The 17,276-nt window shown below is 62.6% G+C and carries 15 protein-coding genes; 13 read left to right on the top strand and 2 right to left on the bottom strand.

The annotated features are described in order from the left end of the window. Nucleotides 1–162 precede the first annotated feature (162 nt). Nucleotides 163–2,184: a transketolase gene (gene tkt, locus AC57B6_RS29895; RefSeq protein ID WP_028196422.1), complete on the top strand. Its 2,022-nt coding sequence runs from the start codon at nt 163–165 to the stop codon at nt 2,182–2,184. Nucleotides 2,185–2,280: 96 nt separating this feature from the next. Further along, the gene (gene gap / locus AC57B6_RS29890; protein WP_106285226.1) at nt 2,281–3,291 is read left to right on the top strand and encodes a type I glyceraldehyde-3-phosphate dehydrogenase; all 1,011 of its coding nucleotides are present in this window, start codon (nt 2,281–2,283) and stop codon (nt 3,289–3,291) included. A 79-nt stretch (nt 3,292–3,370) separates the two neighbouring features. Here gap and AC57B6_RS29885 read toward each other — a convergent pair whose 3' ends face one another. Beyond that, nucleotides 3,371–4,063 (bottom strand): FadR/GntR family transcriptional regulator, encoded by a 693-nt coding sequence (locus tag AC57B6_RS29885; RefSeq protein WP_028196420.1) that lies wholly within the window; start codon nt 4,061–4,063, stop codon nt 3,371–3,373. A gap of 226 nt (nt 4,064–4,289) precedes the next feature. Between AC57B6_RS29885 and AC57B6_RS29880 the strand changes: the two genes are divergently transcribed. The 3 genes from AC57B6_RS29880 to AC57B6_RS29870 all read left to right on the top strand — a co-directional run bounded on the left by AC57B6_RS29880 (nt 4,290) and on the right by AC57B6_RS29870 (nt 7,288). Continuing rightward, a complete protein-coding gene (locus tag AC57B6_RS29880; RefSeq protein ID WP_030100954.1) occupies nt 4,290–5,618 on the top strand; it encodes a C4-dicarboxylate transporter DctA in 1,329 nt (442 codons plus the stop codon). 133 nt (nt 5,619–5,751) lie between these two features. Then, entirely contained in the window at nt 5,752–6,762 is a 1,011-nt protein-coding gene (gene alc, locus AC57B6_RS29875; protein ID WP_046567737.1) for an allantoicase, read from the top strand. Between the two features lie 13 nt (nt 6,763–6,775). Continuing rightward, nucleotides 6,776–7,288, top strand: coding sequence for an ureidoglycolate lyase (locus tag AC57B6_RS29870; protein WP_106354163.1), 513 nt, complete (start codon nt 6,776–6,778; stop codon nt 7,286–7,288). 195 nt (nt 7,289–7,483) lie between these two features. On the opposite strand, the gene fur is transcribed toward AC57B6_RS29870, so the two are convergent. After that, nucleotides 7,484–7,912: a ferric iron uptake transcriptional regulator gene (gene fur, locus AC57B6_RS29865; RefSeq protein WP_012434340.1), complete on the bottom strand. Its 429-nt coding sequence runs from the start codon at nt 7,910–7,912 to the stop codon at nt 7,484–7,486. A 158-nt stretch (nt 7,913–8,070) separates the two neighbouring features. On the opposite strand from fur, the gene AC57B6_RS29860 reads away from it, so the two are divergent. From AC57B6_RS29860 to AC57B6_RS29825, 8 genes are all read left to right on the top strand, one after another. Continuing rightward, nucleotides 8,071–8,913 carry an outer membrane protein assembly factor BamE gene (locus tag AC57B6_RS29860; RefSeq protein WP_046567741.1) on the top strand — a complete coding sequence of 281 codons (843 nt, stop codon included), beginning with the start codon at nt 8,071–8,073 and terminating at the stop codon, nt 8,911–8,913. 201 nt (nt 8,914–9,114) lie between these two features. Further along, nucleotides 9,115–9,912, top strand: coding sequence for a 4-hydroxy-tetrahydrodipicolinate reductase (gene dapB, locus AC57B6_RS29855; protein WP_106354165.1), 798 nt, complete (start codon nt 9,115–9,117; stop codon nt 9,910–9,912). A gap of 85 nt (nt 9,913–9,997) precedes the next feature. Further along, entirely contained in the window at nt 9,998–10,726 is a 729-nt protein-coding gene (locus tag AC57B6_RS29850) for a MotA/TolQ/ExbB proton channel family protein (RefSeq protein WP_183796323.1), read from the top strand. A 24-nt stretch (nt 10,727–10,750) separates the two neighbouring features. Next, entirely contained in the window at nt 10,751–11,188 is a 438-nt protein-coding gene (locus AC57B6_RS29845; protein ID WP_046567744.1) for an ExbD/TolR family protein, read from the top strand. 189 nt (nt 11,189–11,377) lie between these two features. Beyond that, nucleotides 11,378–13,969, top strand: a complete 2,592-nt coding sequence (gene leuS / locus AC57B6_RS29840) for a leucine--tRNA ligase (protein ID WP_496422699.1) — start codon at nt 11,378–11,380, stop codon at nt 13,967–13,969. A gap of 109 nt (nt 13,970–14,078) precedes the next feature. Beyond that, entirely contained in the window at nt 14,079–14,630 is a 552-nt protein-coding gene (locus AC57B6_RS29835; RefSeq protein ID WP_046567748.1) for an LPS-assembly lipoprotein LptE, read from the top strand. 49 nt (nt 14,631–14,679) lie between these two features. Next, nucleotides 14,680–15,801, top strand: coding sequence for a DNA polymerase III subunit delta (gene holA / locus AC57B6_RS29830; RefSeq protein WP_281664236.1), 1,122 nt, complete (start codon nt 14,680–14,682; stop codon nt 15,799–15,801). Nucleotides 15,802–15,957: 156 nt separating this feature from the next. Continuing rightward, entirely contained in the window at nt 15,958–17,229 is a 1,272-nt protein-coding gene (locus tag AC57B6_RS29825; RefSeq protein ID WP_178369248.1) for a glutamate-5-semialdehyde dehydrogenase, read from the top strand. Nucleotides 17,230–17,276: the final 47 nt, after the last annotated feature.

The following is a 17,276-nucleotide window of genomic DNA, read 5'->3' as shown; positions in this document are numbered from 1 at the left end:
AGGGCGCCCAACGTTCTGTTAGAATGTCACGCTTTCAGCCTTGTCCGTTTGCTCTGCCCGTTTCGCGTCTCCTGGCGCCGCACCGTGCGCCGAAGTGGACTGGCATTCGAGCATCCGGGCCTCAAGCGCGCACCGCTTTCTGACTCTGTCTCCGGACTCGACATGACGACCCCGTCTCCCGCACCCACCTCCCTGATGGCTAACGCAATCCGCGCGTTGTCCATGGATGCCGTTCAAAAAGCGAATTCCGGCCACCCCGGCATGCCGATGGGCATGGCCGAAATCGGCGTGGCCTTGTGGTCGCGTCATTTGCGCCACAACCCGAAGAACCCGCAGTGGGCCGATCGCGACCGTTTCATTCTGTCGAACGGCCACGGCTCGATGCTGCTGTACTCGCTCCTGCACCTGACCGGCTATGACTTGCCGATGGAAGAGCTGAAGAACTTCCGCCAGATGCACTCGAAGACGCCGGGCCACCCGGAATACGGCATCACGCCGGGCGTCGAAACGACCACCGGCCCGCTCGGCCAGGGTCTCGCGAACGCAGTCGGCATGGCGCTCGCCGAATCGCTACTCGCCACCGAATTCAACAAGCCCGACGCGAAGATCGTCGACCACCACACGTACGTGTTCGTGGGCGATGGCTGCCTGATGGAAGGCATCTCGCACGAAGCCTGCTCGCTCGCGGGCGTGCTGAAGCTGAACAAGCTGATCGCGTTCTACGACGACAACGGCATCTCGATCGACGGCGAAGTGGTCCACTGGTTCCACGACGACACGCCGAAGCGCTTCGAAGCTTACGGCTGGAACGTGATCCCGAACGTGGTCGGCCACGATGTCGATGCGGTCGACGCCGCAATCAAGCAAGCCAAGCTGTCGGACAAGCCCACGCTGATCTGCTGCAAGACCGTGATCGGTGAAGGCGCGCCGACCAAGTCCGGCAGCCATGATTCGCACGGCTCGCCGCTCGGCGACAAGGAAATCGCGGCCACCCGTGAAGCGATCGGCTGGAAGTGGGAGCCGTTCGTAATCCCGCAGGAAGTCTACGCAGCGTGGGATGCGACCGAAGCCGGCGCGCGCCACGAATCCGAGTGGGACAAGGCGTTTGCCGCGTACGCAGCCAAATACCCGCAGGAAGCCGCTGAATTCAAGCGCCGCGACGCGAAGCAGTTGCCCGCCGACTGGAAGGAAAAGGCGCAGGCCATCATCGCCGGCGCTAACGAACGCAAGGAAACCGTCGCGACGCGCAAGGCATCGCAACAGGCTATCGAAGGCCTGTCGGCCGTGCTGCCGGAACTGCTCGGCGGCTCCGCCGACCTGACCGGTTCGAACCTGACCAACTGGAAGGCTGCCAAGCCGGTGCGCGTGAACGCCGAAGGCAAGGCCGCCGGCAACTACGTGAACTACGGCGTGCGCGAGTTCGGCATGAGCGCCGCGATCAACGGCATCGCGCTGCATGGTGGCTTCAAGGCCTTCGGCGGCACGTTCCTGACGTTCTCGGACTACAGTCGCAACGCGCTGCGTGTTGCCGCTTTGATGAAGGCGCCGTCGATTTTCGTGTTCACGCACGATTCGATCGGTCTGGGCGAAGACGGTCCGACCCACCAGTCGATCGAACATGTCGCAAGCCTGCGTCTGATTCCGAACCTACAAGTGTGGCGTCCGGCTGATACGGTCGAAACGGCGGTGGCCTGGACTCACGCGGTCGAGCATCATGGCCCGTCGTGCCTGATCTTCAGCCGTCAGAACCTGCCGTTCTCGGAGCGTACCGATGCGCAGATCGCCAATATCGAGAAGGGCGGTTACGTGCTGCGCGACTGGAACGACGAAATCGTCGCGCGCAAGATCATCCTGATCGCCACCGGTTCGGAAGTCGAACTGGCGTTGAACGCTGTCGAGCCGCTGGCTCGCGAAGGCATCGCGGCACGTGTCGTGTCGATGCCGTCGACCACGGTGTTCGACAAGCAGGACGCCGAATATCGCGAACGCGTGTTGCCGCACGGCGTGCGTCGCGTCGCGATCGAAGCGGGTGTCACGGATTTCTGGCGCAAGTACGTGGGTCTGGAAGGCGGCGTGGTCGGCATCGACACGTTCGGCGAATCGGCCCCGGCTGGCGTGCTGTTCAAGCATTTCGGCTTCACCGTCGAGCACGTCGTAGAGACGGCAAAAGCCGCACTCGGCTGATCTGCCTTCGAGGCTGCCGCGCGCATCCCACGCGCGGTAATCCCGGCAAATCAGGCCAACCTGGACGATTTTTTTTCAGCCATCAGGAGATAGACCATGACGATTCGCGTCGCAATCAACGGCTACGGCCGGATCGGCCGCAACACGCTGCGCGCCTTCTATGAAAACGGCAAGAAGCACGATATCGAAATCGTCGCCATCAACGATCTTGGCGATGCCAAGACCAACGCTCACCTGACGCAATACGACACGGCACACGGCAAGTTCCCGGGCGAAGTCTCGGTGGACGGCGACTACCTGGTCGTGAACGGCGACAAGATTCGCGTGCTGGCTAACCGCAACCCGGCAGAACTGCCGTGGGGCGAGCTGAACGTCGACGTCGTGATGGAATGCACGGGCTTTTTCACAACCAAGGAAAAGGCCAGCGCGCACATCAAGGGCGGCGCAAAGAAGGTCATCATCTCGGCGCCGGGCGGTAAAGACGTCGATGCAACGATCGTCTACGGCGTGAACCACAACGTCCTGAAGGCATCGGACACTGTGATCTCGAACGCATCGTGCACGACCAACTGCCTCGCGCCGCTCGTCAAGCCGCTGAACGACAAGATCGGCCTGGTGAACGGTCTGATGACCACGATCCACGCGTACACGAACGACCAGGTTCTGACCGACGTGTACCACGAAGACCTGCGCCGCGCGCGCTCGGCCACGCACAGCCAGATCCCGACCAAGACCGGCGCTGCATCGGCTGTCGGCCTGGTGCTGCCGGAACTGAACGGCAAGCTGGACGGCTACGCGATTCGCGTTCCGACGATCAACGTGTCGGTGGTCGACCTGTCGTTCATCGCCGCGCGCGATACGACGGTTGAAGAAGTCAACGCGATCATGAAGGAAGCGTCGGAAGGTTCGCTCAAGGGCATCCTCGGTTACAACGAGGCACCGCTGGTGTCGATCGACTTCAACCACAACCCGGCTTCGTCGACCTTCGACGCCACGCTGACCAAGGTGTCGGGCCGTCTGGTGAAGGTGTCGAGCTGGTACGACAACGAGTGGGGCTTCTCGAACCGCATGCTGGACACGGCCGTGGCGCTCGCCAACGCGAAGTAAGCTGTTTGCTTTGCATGCCCCGCGGCCTGCGCGGCCGGCAGGGCAGAAAGATCAAAGCCGCTCCTCGGAGCGGCTTTTTTTACGCCTGCGGCGTCGGGAAATAGACGCCGGCGCGCTGCGCGGCGTTCGAGATATGGGTTTCGATGGCCTTGCCTGCTGCGGCGGAATCGCGCGCCTTGAGCGCGTCGAGAATCACTCGATGCTCGGTGTACGTGGACAGCACCAACTCACGCCGATAAAACGGCATCCGCTGGCTTTCCTTCATGATTTCCGCGGCACTACTCAGTATCGATTCGATTGCCGCGTTGCCGGCAATGCTCACGATGCGCATGTGAAAGTCGTAGTCGAGGCGGGCGGCTTCGTCGAGTTCGTCGCAGGCGAGCGCTGTTTGCATGGCGGCGATGTTGTCTTCGAACCAGGCGAGGTCGGAATCGCTGATCGCCAGCGCTGCCATGCGGGCAATAAAGCCCTCAAGTGCGAAACGCATCTGGTACGTATCCGGCAACGAAGACTGTTCCGCGAACCGCCATGCCTGGGTGGTCGTCGCCTGTGCGCTGTCCACATAGACGCCCTTACCGGGGCGAATCGTCAGAAGACCGAGCGCTTCGAGCGTGGAGAGCGCCTCGCGCAACGATGCGCGGCTGATCGCGAGCTCTTCGGAGAGTTGGCGCTGCGCTGGCAACAAACTGCCCACGGGATAGACGCCCGCTTCGATCCGTTCGCGGATGATCGCGATGGCGGCATCGGTGACGGTATGCGGAACATTTTTCATCCTGGCTCACTTTGGGTGCGCGGTCTGACCAGCATTGTATGCGTGTTCTGAGCGCTCGTATGATGAGTCGTTAAAGATGCGTAATCCCGCCCCAAAACGATTAAAAAACAGCGGGTAAACGCTATTTAATGATTTCTTGACGCCAGTATATCGGCTTCCTACTATTCGCCATAACAGCACTGGTCGGACCAGTCTGAACAGATGTGATTCCCAACAGGAGGAAGCCGTGTTGAAGTTCTTCAATTCGCTGTTTGGCCGGGTCGTCATAGCGTTAGTGGCGGGCATTGTGATCGGCGCCGTATTTCCGCATTTCGCCCAATCGCTGCGCCCGCTCGGCGACGGCTTTCTCAAGCTGATCAAGATGGTGATCGGTCCGATCGTGTTCTGCGTGGTGGTGAGCGGCATGGCGCATGCCGGCGATCTGCGCAAAGTCGGCCGCGTCGGCCTGAAGGCGGTGGTCTATTTCGAGGTCATGACGACGATTGCGCTCGTGATCGGCGCGGCGCTGGCCTATGCAACGCGGCCCGGCGTCGGCATGAACATCAACCTGCACTCGCTCGACCCCGCATCGCTCGCGACCTACACCGAGAACGCGAAGAGCCTGAAGGACACAGCCGGCTTTCTGCTGAAGATCATCCCCGACACGGCGATCAATGCGTTCGCAACCGGCGACATCCTGCAAATTCTCGTTTTCTCCGTGTTGTTCGGCTCGGCGCTGTCGCTGCTCGGCAACAAGGCGCAACGCGTGAGCAGCCTGATCGACGAGCTTTCGCAGGTGTTCTTCCGCGTGATGGGGTTCATCATCAAGCTCGCGCCGCTCGGCGTGCTCGGTGCGATCGCGTTCACGACCGGCACGTACGGGGTCGAGTCGCTCAAGCAACTCGGCATGCTCGTGGTGGTGTTCTACGCGAGCTGCATTGTGTTCGTGGTGGTCGTGCTGGGCGTCGTAATGCGCCTGGCAGGTTTCAGCATCTTCAAGCTGATCCGCTATCTGCGCGAAGAGCTTTCCATCGTGCTCGGCACGGCTTCTTCAGACGCCGTGCTGCCGCAGATCATGCGCAAGCTCGAATGGATGGGCGTCAAGGATTCGACCGTCGGTCTGGTCATTCCGACCGGCTACTCCTTCAATCTCGATGGCTTCTCCATCTATCTGACCCTTGCGGTGATTTTCATCGCACAGGCGACCAATACGCCGCTGTCGCTGCACGATCTGATTGTGGTGGTGCTGGTGTCGCTGGTGACGTCGAAGGGCGCGCACGGCATTCCCGGTTCGGCCATCGTGATTCTGGCTGCGACGCTGTCCGCGATTCCGGCGATTCCCGTGCTTGGCCTTGTGCTGATTCTGCCGGTCGACTGGTTTGTCGGCATTGCCCGCGCGCTGACCAATCTGATCGGCAATTGCGTGGCAACCGTGGTGGTCGCCGTGTGGGAAAACGACATCGACCGGGCGCGCGCCCATCGTGTACTGAATCGCGACGAAGCACTGCGCTACGTGCCCGCTGGCGACGATGCCGGCGCCGAGCACGCGGCCGGCGACCATGTGCCGGCAGTCTGACGCGGCTTAACCCCGTCACACAGCGGCCAGCTTGACAGTTATTCCACAGCGCGCCGACGCAGCGCGCGTTCTGCATCCGGCGGATGCTCTGACTCCGCCGGCTCCCCTTACTTTTCGTCGCCTGACTGAGACTATGGCTAATCCGATCCTCGACCCCAACGCTCCTGCTTTCACCCGTCGCTACATGAACCTCGCCGACCCCCGGCTGGGCGCGAAGGCGCTCTACGCGAGCGACGAATTCTTCGCGCCGAAAGAACGCATGCTCGAGCCGCAGCCGGCCGTATTCATTCCCGGCAAGTACGACGATCACGGCAAATGGATGGACGGCTGGGAAACCCGCCGCAAGCGCACCACCGGCCACGACTATTGCGTGATCCGGCTCGCGCGCCCGGGCGTCGTGCACGGTGTCGACCTGGACACGAGCCACTTCACCGGCAATTTCCCGCCGGCCGCGTCAATCGACGCGTGCTATGTGGACGGCGAAGTCCCGCCCGACAACGCCGACTGGCAATCGCTCGTGCCTGCCACCACGCTGCAAGGCAACACCCACCATTACGTCGACGTGAACGACGCCCGCGCTTTTACGCATCTGCGCGTGAATCTGTATCCGGACGGCGGTCTCGCTCGTCTGCGTGTGTATGGCCAGCCAAAGCGCGACTGGGAGCGCGTCGAACGCGGCACGTTGCTGGACCTCGCCGCCATCGAAAACGGCGCGTATATGGTTGCCGCGAACAATCAGCATTTCGGGCCGGCCTCGCAGATGCTGATGCCGGGCCGCGGCGTCAATATGGGCGACGGCTGGGAAACGCGTCGCCGTCGGGAGCCGGGCAACGACTGGGCGATTGTCGCGCTTGCGCGGCCGGGCGTGATTCGCAAGATCGAAGTGGACACGGCGCACTTCAAGGGTAACTACCCCGATCGCTGCTCGCTGCAGGCGGCCTCCGTGACGGGCGGCACCGACGACTCACTGATCACGCAGGCGATGTTCTGGCCGGTGCTGATCGGCGAACAGAAGTTGCAGATGGACCACGTGCATACATTCGCGGACGGCATCGCATCCCTTGGACCGGTGACGCATGTGCGTTTCAATATCTTCCCCGACGGCGGCGTGTCGCGCTTGCGCTTGTGGGGCGAGATCGCGTAACGGAGTCACGCCGATGAAGACCTTGCATGTTGAACGGCTGACGCGCGCGGCTTTCGCGCTGTTCGGTGACGTCATCGAACTGAACGGCGCACGCCATTTCCCGATCAACGGCGGCACGACCGAGCGCTATCACGACCTCGCGAATGTCGACGTAACGGACAATGGCGGTCGGCCGCTGATCAATCTGTTTCGCGCGCAGCCTCGCGAGTTGCCGATCGAAATCGCCATGATGGAACGGCATCCGCTGGGCAGTCAGGCTTTCATTCCCTTAACGGCTTGCCGCTATCTGGTGGTCGTCGCGCCGGCCGGCGAGCAGGATCCGGCGCGCATGCGGGCGTTCTGGAGCGACGGCTGGCAGGGCGTGAACTATGCCAAAGGCGTTTGGCATCACCCGCTGCTCGCACTCGATCAGGTGAGCGATTTTGTGGTGGTGGATCGTGGCGGCGAGCAGCCCAACTGCGACGAATTGCCGTTGGCCGAGCCGTGGCGGCTGTTGTTTGAAGCGAGCGCTGAGTTGGTGGCCTGAAACGGGGGATCGGGCGGGTGGCGCAACTCGTCGGCCATGCCGGCCATGTAGGGATGCCTCAAGGCACGACCGTCCTCGCGCGGCCTCGGTGCCGCACACGCAAAAAACCCGGCTGATTTTCATCGGCCGGGTTTTTTCTTTCATTGCCCACCGTGCCGCGCACCCCGACGCGGCCGACATCGCACTAATCCAGCTTCAGTGCTTGCGATGCGGGCAATTTTCCTTGGTGCACGCGCCGTACAGCGCCAGCGCATGCTCCTGCAGCTTGAAGCCGCGTTCCTTTGCGATGGACTGCTGGCGGCTCTCGATCTCGGAGTCGAAAAATTCTTCGACGAGCCCGCAATCGAGGCAGACGAGGTGGTCGTGATGCGACCCTTCGTTCAATTCGAACACCGCCTTGCCGGATTCGAAATTGCTGCGCGAGAGCAGGCCGGCCTGCTCGAACTGCGTCAGCACGCGATACACGGTGGCAAGCCCGATATCGAGTTCTTCGTGCAGAAGGTTGCGGTAGACGTCTTCTGCGGTCAGGTGGCGTACCGGGCTATGCTGGAAAATCTCAAGGATTTTGAGGCGCGGAAGGGTCGCCTTGAGCCCGATATTCTTGAGATCGGTTGGATTGGTCATGACAAGGGATCCCTAGAGTACAATGCTGGGCTCTCATAGTAATGTGTTTTTGCCGTTCTGGTCATCTTCGATGGAATGAAACTCGCGCGGCTCGTCAGCGGGCCCGCACGGTGAGTGAAATGATTTCAAAATCTCAATTGATCTACCGGGGGAGCCGCATGCGGGGTACCTTGATCGCTGTTGCGACTGTCGCGGTTCTTGCCGGATGTTCCACCTACGACAGCCTGACGCAGCGCGTTGCCCAGAGTATTACGCCGTACCGTATTACGGTCGTGCAAGGCAATTTCGTCTCGAAGGAAGCAGCTGCACAGATGCAGGTCGGCATGTCGCGCGCCCAGGTGAAGCAACTGCTCGGCACGCCGCTCCTGACCGACATGTTCCACGCGGACCGCTGGGACTACGTGTTCTATTTCAAACGCGGCTCGACTAACGTCGTTCAACAGCGTGACTTCGTGATTCTGTTCTCGGGTGACCGCGTCGCCAGCTGGACGGGTGGCGACGATCTGCCTTCCAACCTCGAGTTGCTGGCTGAAATCGACGGCGACAAGCTCGGCAAGAAGAAGGCTGCCGCGCCGAACGTGGCAAGCGCGGCCACGGGCGCCAGCGCGCCGGTCGCTGCTGCGGCGACCGTGGACACCACGCGTTCGCCTTCCGTCGACGGCGCCGCGGCCGCTGCGGCCCTGCCGTCAACGGACGCCAACGCCGAAGCCGCGCAGGCCGCCAATCGGCTGACCAACGCGGTGCAGACGCCGTCGAATGCGCAGCCGTCGGTGCGCTCGGCGGTGCCGACCGCCAACGGTGGCGGTATTCCGTCGCAAGGCCCAACGGCTGCCGGGCAGCCGCAGTTCCAGTTCCACCGTCCGCCGCCGCCGCAGGTTCAGGGCGCGCAGGACAATCCGGTGGGACCAACTGGCTCGCAAAGCGGCAGCGGCGGCCCGACGTTGAACGCACCGCTGACTGCTTCGCCCGCATCTCCCGCGTCTTCGGGAACAGGCAACTAATCGCGCTGTCCGTGTCTTAATAAGACACGGCGAGAACGTTGTGCAGGCGTCACGTATGGGCAACACGCCGTGCGTGGCGGCTTTCAGGCATTCTGCTGTTTCAGTCTCAGTCAGTGCGGCGCCAGGGCGTGCTGTGCGCCGCCGCTTTTGCCCGCAATTGTCGGAATTTGCCGGGTTTACCCCTTTCGAACCCTCGTAGCCATGAAAATTGCCATTGCTGGCGCATCGGGCCGTATGGGCCGGATGCTCATCGAAACCGTCCTCAACGATTCCGGCGCAACGCTGTCCGGCGCGCTCGACCGTGCGGATTCGCCGCAACTCGGTCAGGACGCCGGCGCATTTCTCGGCAAACAGACCGGCGTGCTGCTGACGGACGATGTCGAGCGCGTGTTCGCCGAATCCGACTACCTGATCGACTTCACGCGTCCCGAAGGCACGCTGATGCATCTGGAAGCCGCGCAGCGCCACAACGTCAAGATGGTGATCGGCACCACCGGTTTCGACAACGAGCAGAAAGCGCAACTGCGCGACGCGGCGGACAAGATCGCGATCATGTTTTCGTCGAATATGAGCGTGGGCGTCAACGTCACACTCAAGCTGCTCGAGTACGCCGCGAAGCATTTCGCGACTGGCTACGACATCGAAATCATCGAGGCGCATCACCGCCACAAGGTCGACGCACCGTCCGGCACGGCGCTGACCATGGGCGAAGTGATCGCTCATGCGCTCGGCCGCAATCTCGACGACTGCGCGGTCTATAGCCGCGAAGGCGTGACCGGCGAACGCGATCCGTCCACGATCGGCTTTTCGGCGATTCGTGGCGGCGACATCGTCGGCGACCATACGGTGCTGTTTGCCGGGATCGGCGAGCGCATCGAGATCACGCACAAATCGGCGAGCCGCCTGTCGTATGCGCAAGGCGCGCTTCGTGCTGTACGTTTCCTCGAAGGCCACAAGACCGGCTTCTTCGACATGCAGGACGTGCTCGGCCTGCGCTGAGCGTGTCATGGGGCCACGGGGCCGGTTACGGCCCCGATTGCTCTTTTGCAGCACCCCTGTAATCACTTTCCATCGGCGAGATCAGATGACAGGCAGCAGCGGCATCCTCCATTACCTGGAAACCAGCGACGCGATCACGCATGGCGTCGCGTATGTGCTGCTGGCTATGTCGATTGCGAGCTGGTGCTTTCTGATCGTCAAAAGCTGGATCCTCACACGCGCGAAACGCCAGGCCACGCCGGCCATTGCCCAGTTCTGGCAGGCCCCGACATTGGCGGAAGGCGTTGCGGCACTGAGGCGCGTCGACCGCGAGCGCGTTTTCACGCCGCTTGCCGAGGCTGCGTTGCATGCAGCCGAAGTGGACATTCCCGGTGCGCTGCTCGCCCGCGTCGAACGCGGCGAGCGGGTGCTGCGGGCGCTGCGTCAGGCGCTCAATATGTCGCAGCGGCGGCTCGAGTTCGGCCAGGTGCTGCTGGCTTCGGTGGGCAGCACGGCGCCCTTCGTCGGCCTGCTCGGCACGGTTTGGGGCATCTATCACGCACTCGGCAGCATTGCGGCGAGTGGGCAGGCGCAGATCGAGAACGTCGCCGGACCGGTCGGCGAGGCGCTGATCATGACGGCTTTCGGCCTCGTGGTCGCGATTCCGGCGGTGCTTGCCTACAACGTGCTGGGGCGGATGGTGCGGCAGTTGTCGGAAGAACTCGACGGCTTCGCTCACGATCTGCATGCCTATGTGTGCGCGCCGGCGGATCAACCCCGGCCCCAGCCTCAGGCGCAACAAGCTCAGGCCCGGACTCCCGAGGCGCAGCGCTGAGAGCGGAAGACGGAAGGAGGCGACATGGCATTCGGCGGACTCGAGAAAAAGCAGGCGGCCGCGCCGATGGCGGAGATCAACATGACGCCGTTAATCGACGTGATGCTGGTGCTGCTGGTGATTTTCATCATTACCGCGCCTTTATTCACGCACGCGATCCGGCTCGACTTGCCCAAAGTCGCTGCGGCGCCCGCGCGGCAAACGCCGCAAACCATTTCTCTTTCAATCGATGCCGCCGGCAAGCTGTACTGGAACGGCACCGTCATTACGCTGCAGCAGATGCGCGCACGCTTCGTTGAGGCGGGTAAAGCGGGGCAGGCCGACCAGCCGGAAATCCAGCTGCGCGCCGAGCGCTCCACGCGCTACGAGGTGATCGCGCAGGTGATGGGGGCGGCGCAACAGGCCGGGCTCGAGCGGATCGGTTTCGTGACGGACCCGCCGCCGCCTGGCGCGAAGCCATAACGGTCCCGGCAACACTGCGCCCGCGCAGGCGCAATCCAGCCGAAGCCGGGCACCACGCCGCGCGGCGCACCCGTCCGCGAACGGTATAATCAGCCCTTTCCCCCGCAAAAGGGGAAACGAAGCCATTTCATCCAGCAGAGCACCAAAGCGGCCGGTGCGAAAGCACCGAACCAGCGACTCCATCACACCATGCACGAAAAATACGTTCCCTCCGACGTCGAATCCGCCGCGCAAGGGCAATGGCGCGCCATCGACGCGTACAAGACATCGGAAACCACTGATAAGCCCAAGTTCTATTGCGTCTCGATGCTGCCGTACCCGTCGGGCAAACTGCACATGGGGCACGTGCGCAACTACACGATCAACGACGTGATGTACCGCTATTTGCGGATGAACGGCTACAACGTGTTGATGCCAATGGGCTGGGACGCGTTCGGCATGCCGGCGGAAAACGCTGCGATGGCGAACAACGTGCCGCCGGCGAAGTGGACCTACGACAACATCGCTTACATGAAGAAGCAGATGCAGTCGATGGGCCTCGCGATCGACTGGTCGCGCGAAGTCGCGACCTGCAGCCCCGATTACTACAAGTGGAACCAGTGGCTGTTCCTGAAGATGCTCGAAAAGGGCATCGCGTACAAGAAAACCGGCACCGTCAACTGGGATCCGGTCGATCAGACCGTGCTCGCCAACGAGCAGGTGATCGATGGCCGCGGCTGGCGTTCGGGCGCGCTGATCGAAAAGCGCGAAATCCCGATGTACTACATGCGCATCACGCAGTACGCGGATGAGTTGCTGAACGACCTCGAAGGCCTCGGCTGGCCCGAGCGCGTCAAGATCATGCAGCAGAACTGGATCGGCAAGAGCTTCGGCGTGAACTTCGGTTTCCCGTATGAAATCGACGGCGAACAGAAGCTGCTGCGCGTGTTCACCACGCGCGCCGACACGATCATGGGCGTGACCTTTTGCGCGGTCGCCGCCGAGCATCCGCTCGCCACGCGTCTCGCGCAAGACAAGCCGGAACTGCAGGCCTTCATCGAAGAATGCAAGCGCGGCGGCGTCGCTGAAGCCGACATGGCGACGATGGAAAAGAAGGGCATGGCCACCGGCTTCACCGTCACGCATCCGCTGACGCAGGAACAGGTCGAAGTGTGGATCGGCAACTACGTGCTGATGAGCTACGGCGAGGGCGCGGTGATGGGGGTGCCCGCGCACGACGAACGCGACTTCGCGTTCGCGAAGAAATACAGCCTGCCGATCAGGCAGGTGGTCGCTGTTGAAGGGAAGGATTACTCGACTGATGCCTGGCAGGAATGGTACGGCGACAAGGACGGCACGCTCGTCAACAGCGGTAAGTACGACGGCTTGAACTACACCCAGGCGGTCGATGCGATTGCGGCCGACCTGAAGGAACTTGGCCTCGGCGACAAGCAGATCACGTGGCGTCTGCGCGACTGGGGCGTGTCGCGCCAACGGTACTGGGGCACGCCGATTCCGATCATTCACTGCCCGACCTGCGGCGACGTGCCGGTGCCGGAAAAAGATCTGCCGGTGGTGTTGCCCGAAGACCTCGTGCCGGACGGTACGGGCAATCCGCTCGCGAAGTCAGAAGCGTTTGTGAACTGCACCTGCCCGACCTGCGGCGGCGCGGCGAAGCGTGAAACCGACACGATGGACACCTTCGTCGATTCGTCCTGGTACTTCTACCGCTATGCGGCGCCGGACGCGAAAACCATGGTCGACGAGCGCACCGACTACTGGGCGCCGATGGATCAGTACATCGGCGGCATCGAGCACGCGATTCTGCACCTCTTGTATTCGCGCTTCTGGGCGAAGGTGATGCGCGACCTCGGTTTGATCAAATTCGGCGAGCCGGCCAGAAACCTGCTCACGCAGGGCATGGTGCTCAACGAAACCTATTACCGCGAGAACGAAGCGGGTAAGAAGACCTGGTACAACCCGGCCGACGTCACCGTCTCGTTCGACGACAAGGGCCGCCCGGTTGGCGCCGTGTTGAACGAGGACGGCCAGCCGGTGGTGCTCGGCGGCGTCGAAAAAATGTCGAAGTCGAAGAACAACGGCGTCGATCCGCAATTGCTGATCGATCAGCACGGCGCGGACACCGCGCGTCTGTTCGTGATGTTCGCCGCACCGCCCGAGCAGCAGCTCGAATGGTCGGGTTCGGGCGTGGAAGGCGCGAGCCGCTTCCTGCGTCGCGTATGGGGTTTCGGTCACACGAACGAAGCCGCGCTGCGTGCCGGCGGCACGATCGATCCCGCGCAACTCGGCGAAGTCGACAAGGTATTGCGTCGCGAGATCTACAGCGTGCTGAAGCAGGCTGACTTCGACTATCAGCGTTTGCAATACAACACGGTGGTGTCGGCGGCGATGAAGATGCTAAACGCGCTCGACAGCGCGAAGAGCGCGCAACCGGCGGTGCTGCGCGAGACGTACAGCGTGCTGCTGCGCGTGCTGTATCCGGTCGTGCCGCACCAGACCTTCCAGTTGTGGCAGGAACTCGGTTACGCCGACGAATTTGGCTCGCTGCTCGACGCAGCGTGGCCGAAGGTCGACGAGCAGGCGCTGGAACAGGCCGAAATCGAACTCGTGCTGCAGGTGAACGGCAAAGTGCGTGGCGCGCTCACGGTGGCGAAAGATGCGACGCGTGAAGCGATCGAACAGCTCGCCGCCGCCCATGAAGCGGTCGGGAAGTTCAGCGAAGGCAAGGCGCCGAAGAAGATCGTCGTGGTGCCGGGCCGTCTGGTGAACGTGGTCGTTTGAAGCCCTTTGACAGTTTGACAGCCCACCGGGACATGACAGCAGACAAGCGCCGCCGCCTGCGGCAGTGCTTGTCTCTCGCTGCGGAATCTACTGCGAACCAGGAGCCAATGTGACTCGCAGATCGTTATTGACGCTGGTGTGCAGCGTGCTGATGTTGTCCGCCTGCGGCTTCCAGCTGCGCGGCCAGCAGGACTACGCATTCAAACGACTCTATATCTCCGGCGGTTCGGCAGCGGCCGGCGCGCGGCTGACCCGCATCGTGCAGGGCGGCAGCGACACGGTGGTGGTCAGTTCCGTCGCGAATGCCGACGCAACCTTGCAAATCACCGAAGGGCGCGGCGTCAATTCGCTCACGCTGAATTCGCTCGGTGTCGTTGAAGAGTATGCGATTAATCTCTCGATGACCTACTCGCTGGTCGGCAAGGACGGTACGGTGCTGATTCCGCCAAGCGTAATCGCGCTGAACCGTGCAATGACCTATAGCGATCAGTACTCGCAGGCCAAGGCCGCCGAAGCCGATATTCTGTTCGCGGACATGGAGAACGACGCGATCGACCAGCTCACGCGCCGTCTGTCGCTGGTGCGCTCGCTGCATCCGGCACCGGATCAGCAGGTGCCGGGGGTTGCGCCGCGCGCGCCGTTGCCGCCGCCGCCGTTGTGAGCGTCACGCGTTAGCTTATGTACTTAATCAACCACCCCGATCGGTAGCCATGCAACTGCGACTTGACGCGCTCGAAGCGCATCTCGCCAAGGGACTCGCCGGACTGTACGTTGTGTACGGCGACGAGCATCTGCTTGCGCAGGAAGCGTGCGACCGGATTCGCGCAACGGCGCGCGCGGCCGGTTTTACCGATCGTTCGGTGTTCACCGTCGAGCGCGGCTTCGACTGGAGTTCGTTGCTGGGCGCGAGTCAGTCGATGTCGCTGTTCGGCGACCGCCAACTGGTCGAGTTGCGCATTCCGTCGGGCAAGCCCGGCAAGGAAGGCGCGGATGCGCTGAAGGCGCTTGCCGCCGCCGTGAATGACGACGTGCTGACCATGATCACGCTACCGCGGCTTGATGCGGCGACGCAAAAGTCCGCGTGGTTCACCGCGCTGTCCGATGCCGGCGTAGCGCTGAAAATCGATCCAGTGGAGCGTGCGCAGTTGCCGAATTGGGTCGGCCAGCGGCTTGCGGCGCAGGGCCAGCGAGTTGTGGCCGGTGAAGAGGGGCGTCGCGCGTTGGCGTTCATTGCTGAGCGGGTTGAAGGCAATCTGCTGGCGGCGCATCAGGAAATCCAGAAGCTCGGGCTGCTGTATCCGGCGGGATCGTTGAGCTTTGAACAGATTCAGGATGCAGTGCTGAATGTCGCCCGTTACGACGTTTTCAAGCTGAACGAAGCGATGCTGGCGGGTGACGTCGGCCGCTTATCGCGCATGCTCGACGGCTTGCGCGGCGAAGGCGAGGCTGCGGTGCTGGTGCTGTGGGCGGTTGTTGAAGAAGTGCGGACGTTGTTGCGGATCAAGCGCGGCGTCGCGGCCGGCAAGCCGCTTGCGATGCTGGTGCGTGAGAACCGTGTCTGGGGTCCGCGCGAACGGCTGATTGGGCCCGCGCTGTCGCGCGTCACGGAAAGCGCGCTTGAAAAGGCGCTCGCTTTGGCAGCGCGGCTGGATCGGCAGGTGAAGGGATTGTCGGGCGGCACGCCGGGCAATCATCGCAACGATCCGCCGCCCGATCCTTGGGACGGTCTGTTTGAGCTGGCGATGACGGTGGCTTCGCCGTCCAAAGCGGCGCCTGTGCCGCCGCCGCGGCCTCGTTCGGCGGCAATTGCGCCGGTGCGAAGGCCCGTCTGAACTGGGCGATCGACGTCGGCGGCGCTAAGGATCTCATCTCAGCCACTCGCCCACGTGACAAGCAAAGCTGCGCCACCCGACTTACAATCGTTTCATCTTTTTGCTAATTCTGCCTGTCCGCTGCACCTCGATGTGCGCGGCATCACGAGAATCACCATGGATATCGACCAGTACATGACCGACGTCGGTCGTCGCGCCCGCCACGCTTCGCGCGCGATGGCACGTGCGTCGACTGCGGCGAAGAATGCTGCGCTCGCGGCCGTTGCCGAGGCGATCGAGCGCGACGCCGCGTTGTTGAAAGATGCCAACGCGCGCGATGTCGCTCGCGCTCGCGACAAAGGTCTCGACGCTGCGTTTATCGATCGCTTAACGCTGTCGGACAAGGCGTTGAAGACGATGGTCGAAGGTTTGCGGCAAGTCGCCGCGCTGGCCGATCCGATTGGTGAGATCAGCAATCTGAAATACCGGCCAAGCGGTATCCAGGTCGGTCAGATGCGCGTGCCGCTCGGCGTGATCGGCATCATTTATGAATCGCGTCCGAACGTGACGATCGACGCCGCCGCGTTGTGCCTGAAGTCGGGCAACGCGACGATTCTGCGCGGCGGTTCGGAGGCGCTCGAATGCAACACCGCGCTGGCGAAGCTGATCGGCGAAGGCCTGGAGGCCGCGGGTTTGCCGCAGGACGCCGTGCAAGTGGTGGCTACGTCGGATCGGGCTGCGGTGGGCAAGCTGATTACGATGACCGAATACGTCGACGTGATTGTGCCGCGCGGCGGCAAGAGTTTGATCGAGCGGTTGATCAACGAGGCGCGCGTGCCGATGATCAAGCACCTCGACGGTATCTGCCACGTGTACGTGGATGATCGCGCCGACATTGCGAAGGCGCTGACCGTTTGCGACAACGCCAAGACGCATCGCTACGGCACCTGCAACACGATGGAAACGCTGCTGATCGCGCGCGGCATTGCCGCCGACGTGCTGCCGCCGCTGGGCAAGTTGTATCGTGACAAAGAGGTCGAGCTGCGAGTAGATGCCGCGGCGCGCACGGTGCTTGCTGACGCGGGTGTCGGTCCGCTGGTGGATGCCACTGAAGAAGACTGGCGCACCGAATATCTCGCCCCGGTGCTCGCGATCAAGGTGGTCGACAACCTCGACGCGGCGATCGAACACATCAACGAGTACAGTTCGCATCATACGGATGCGATCGTCACCGAAGATCACGATCGCGCCATGCGGTTCCTGCGTGAAGTGGATTCGGCGAGTGTCATGGTGAACGCCTCGACGCGTTTCGCTGACGGCTTTGAATTCGGGCTCGGCGCGGAGATCGGTATTTCCAACGACAAGTTGCATGCGCGTGGGCCCGTGGGGCTGGAAGGGCTGACGTCGCTGAAGTATGTTGTGCTTGGGCACGGTGAGGGTCGGCAGTAGGCGGTAACGGGCCGGCGGCGGACTGGCGGTGGAAAAGAGCTACCGCT

It is taken from the genome of Paraburkholderia sp. BGA-UO-ETr-F12 (assembly GCF_059567945.1).
The sequence above is the reverse complement of the archived record's forward strand: the minus strand, read 5'-3'. Positions and strand labels throughout refer to the sequence as shown.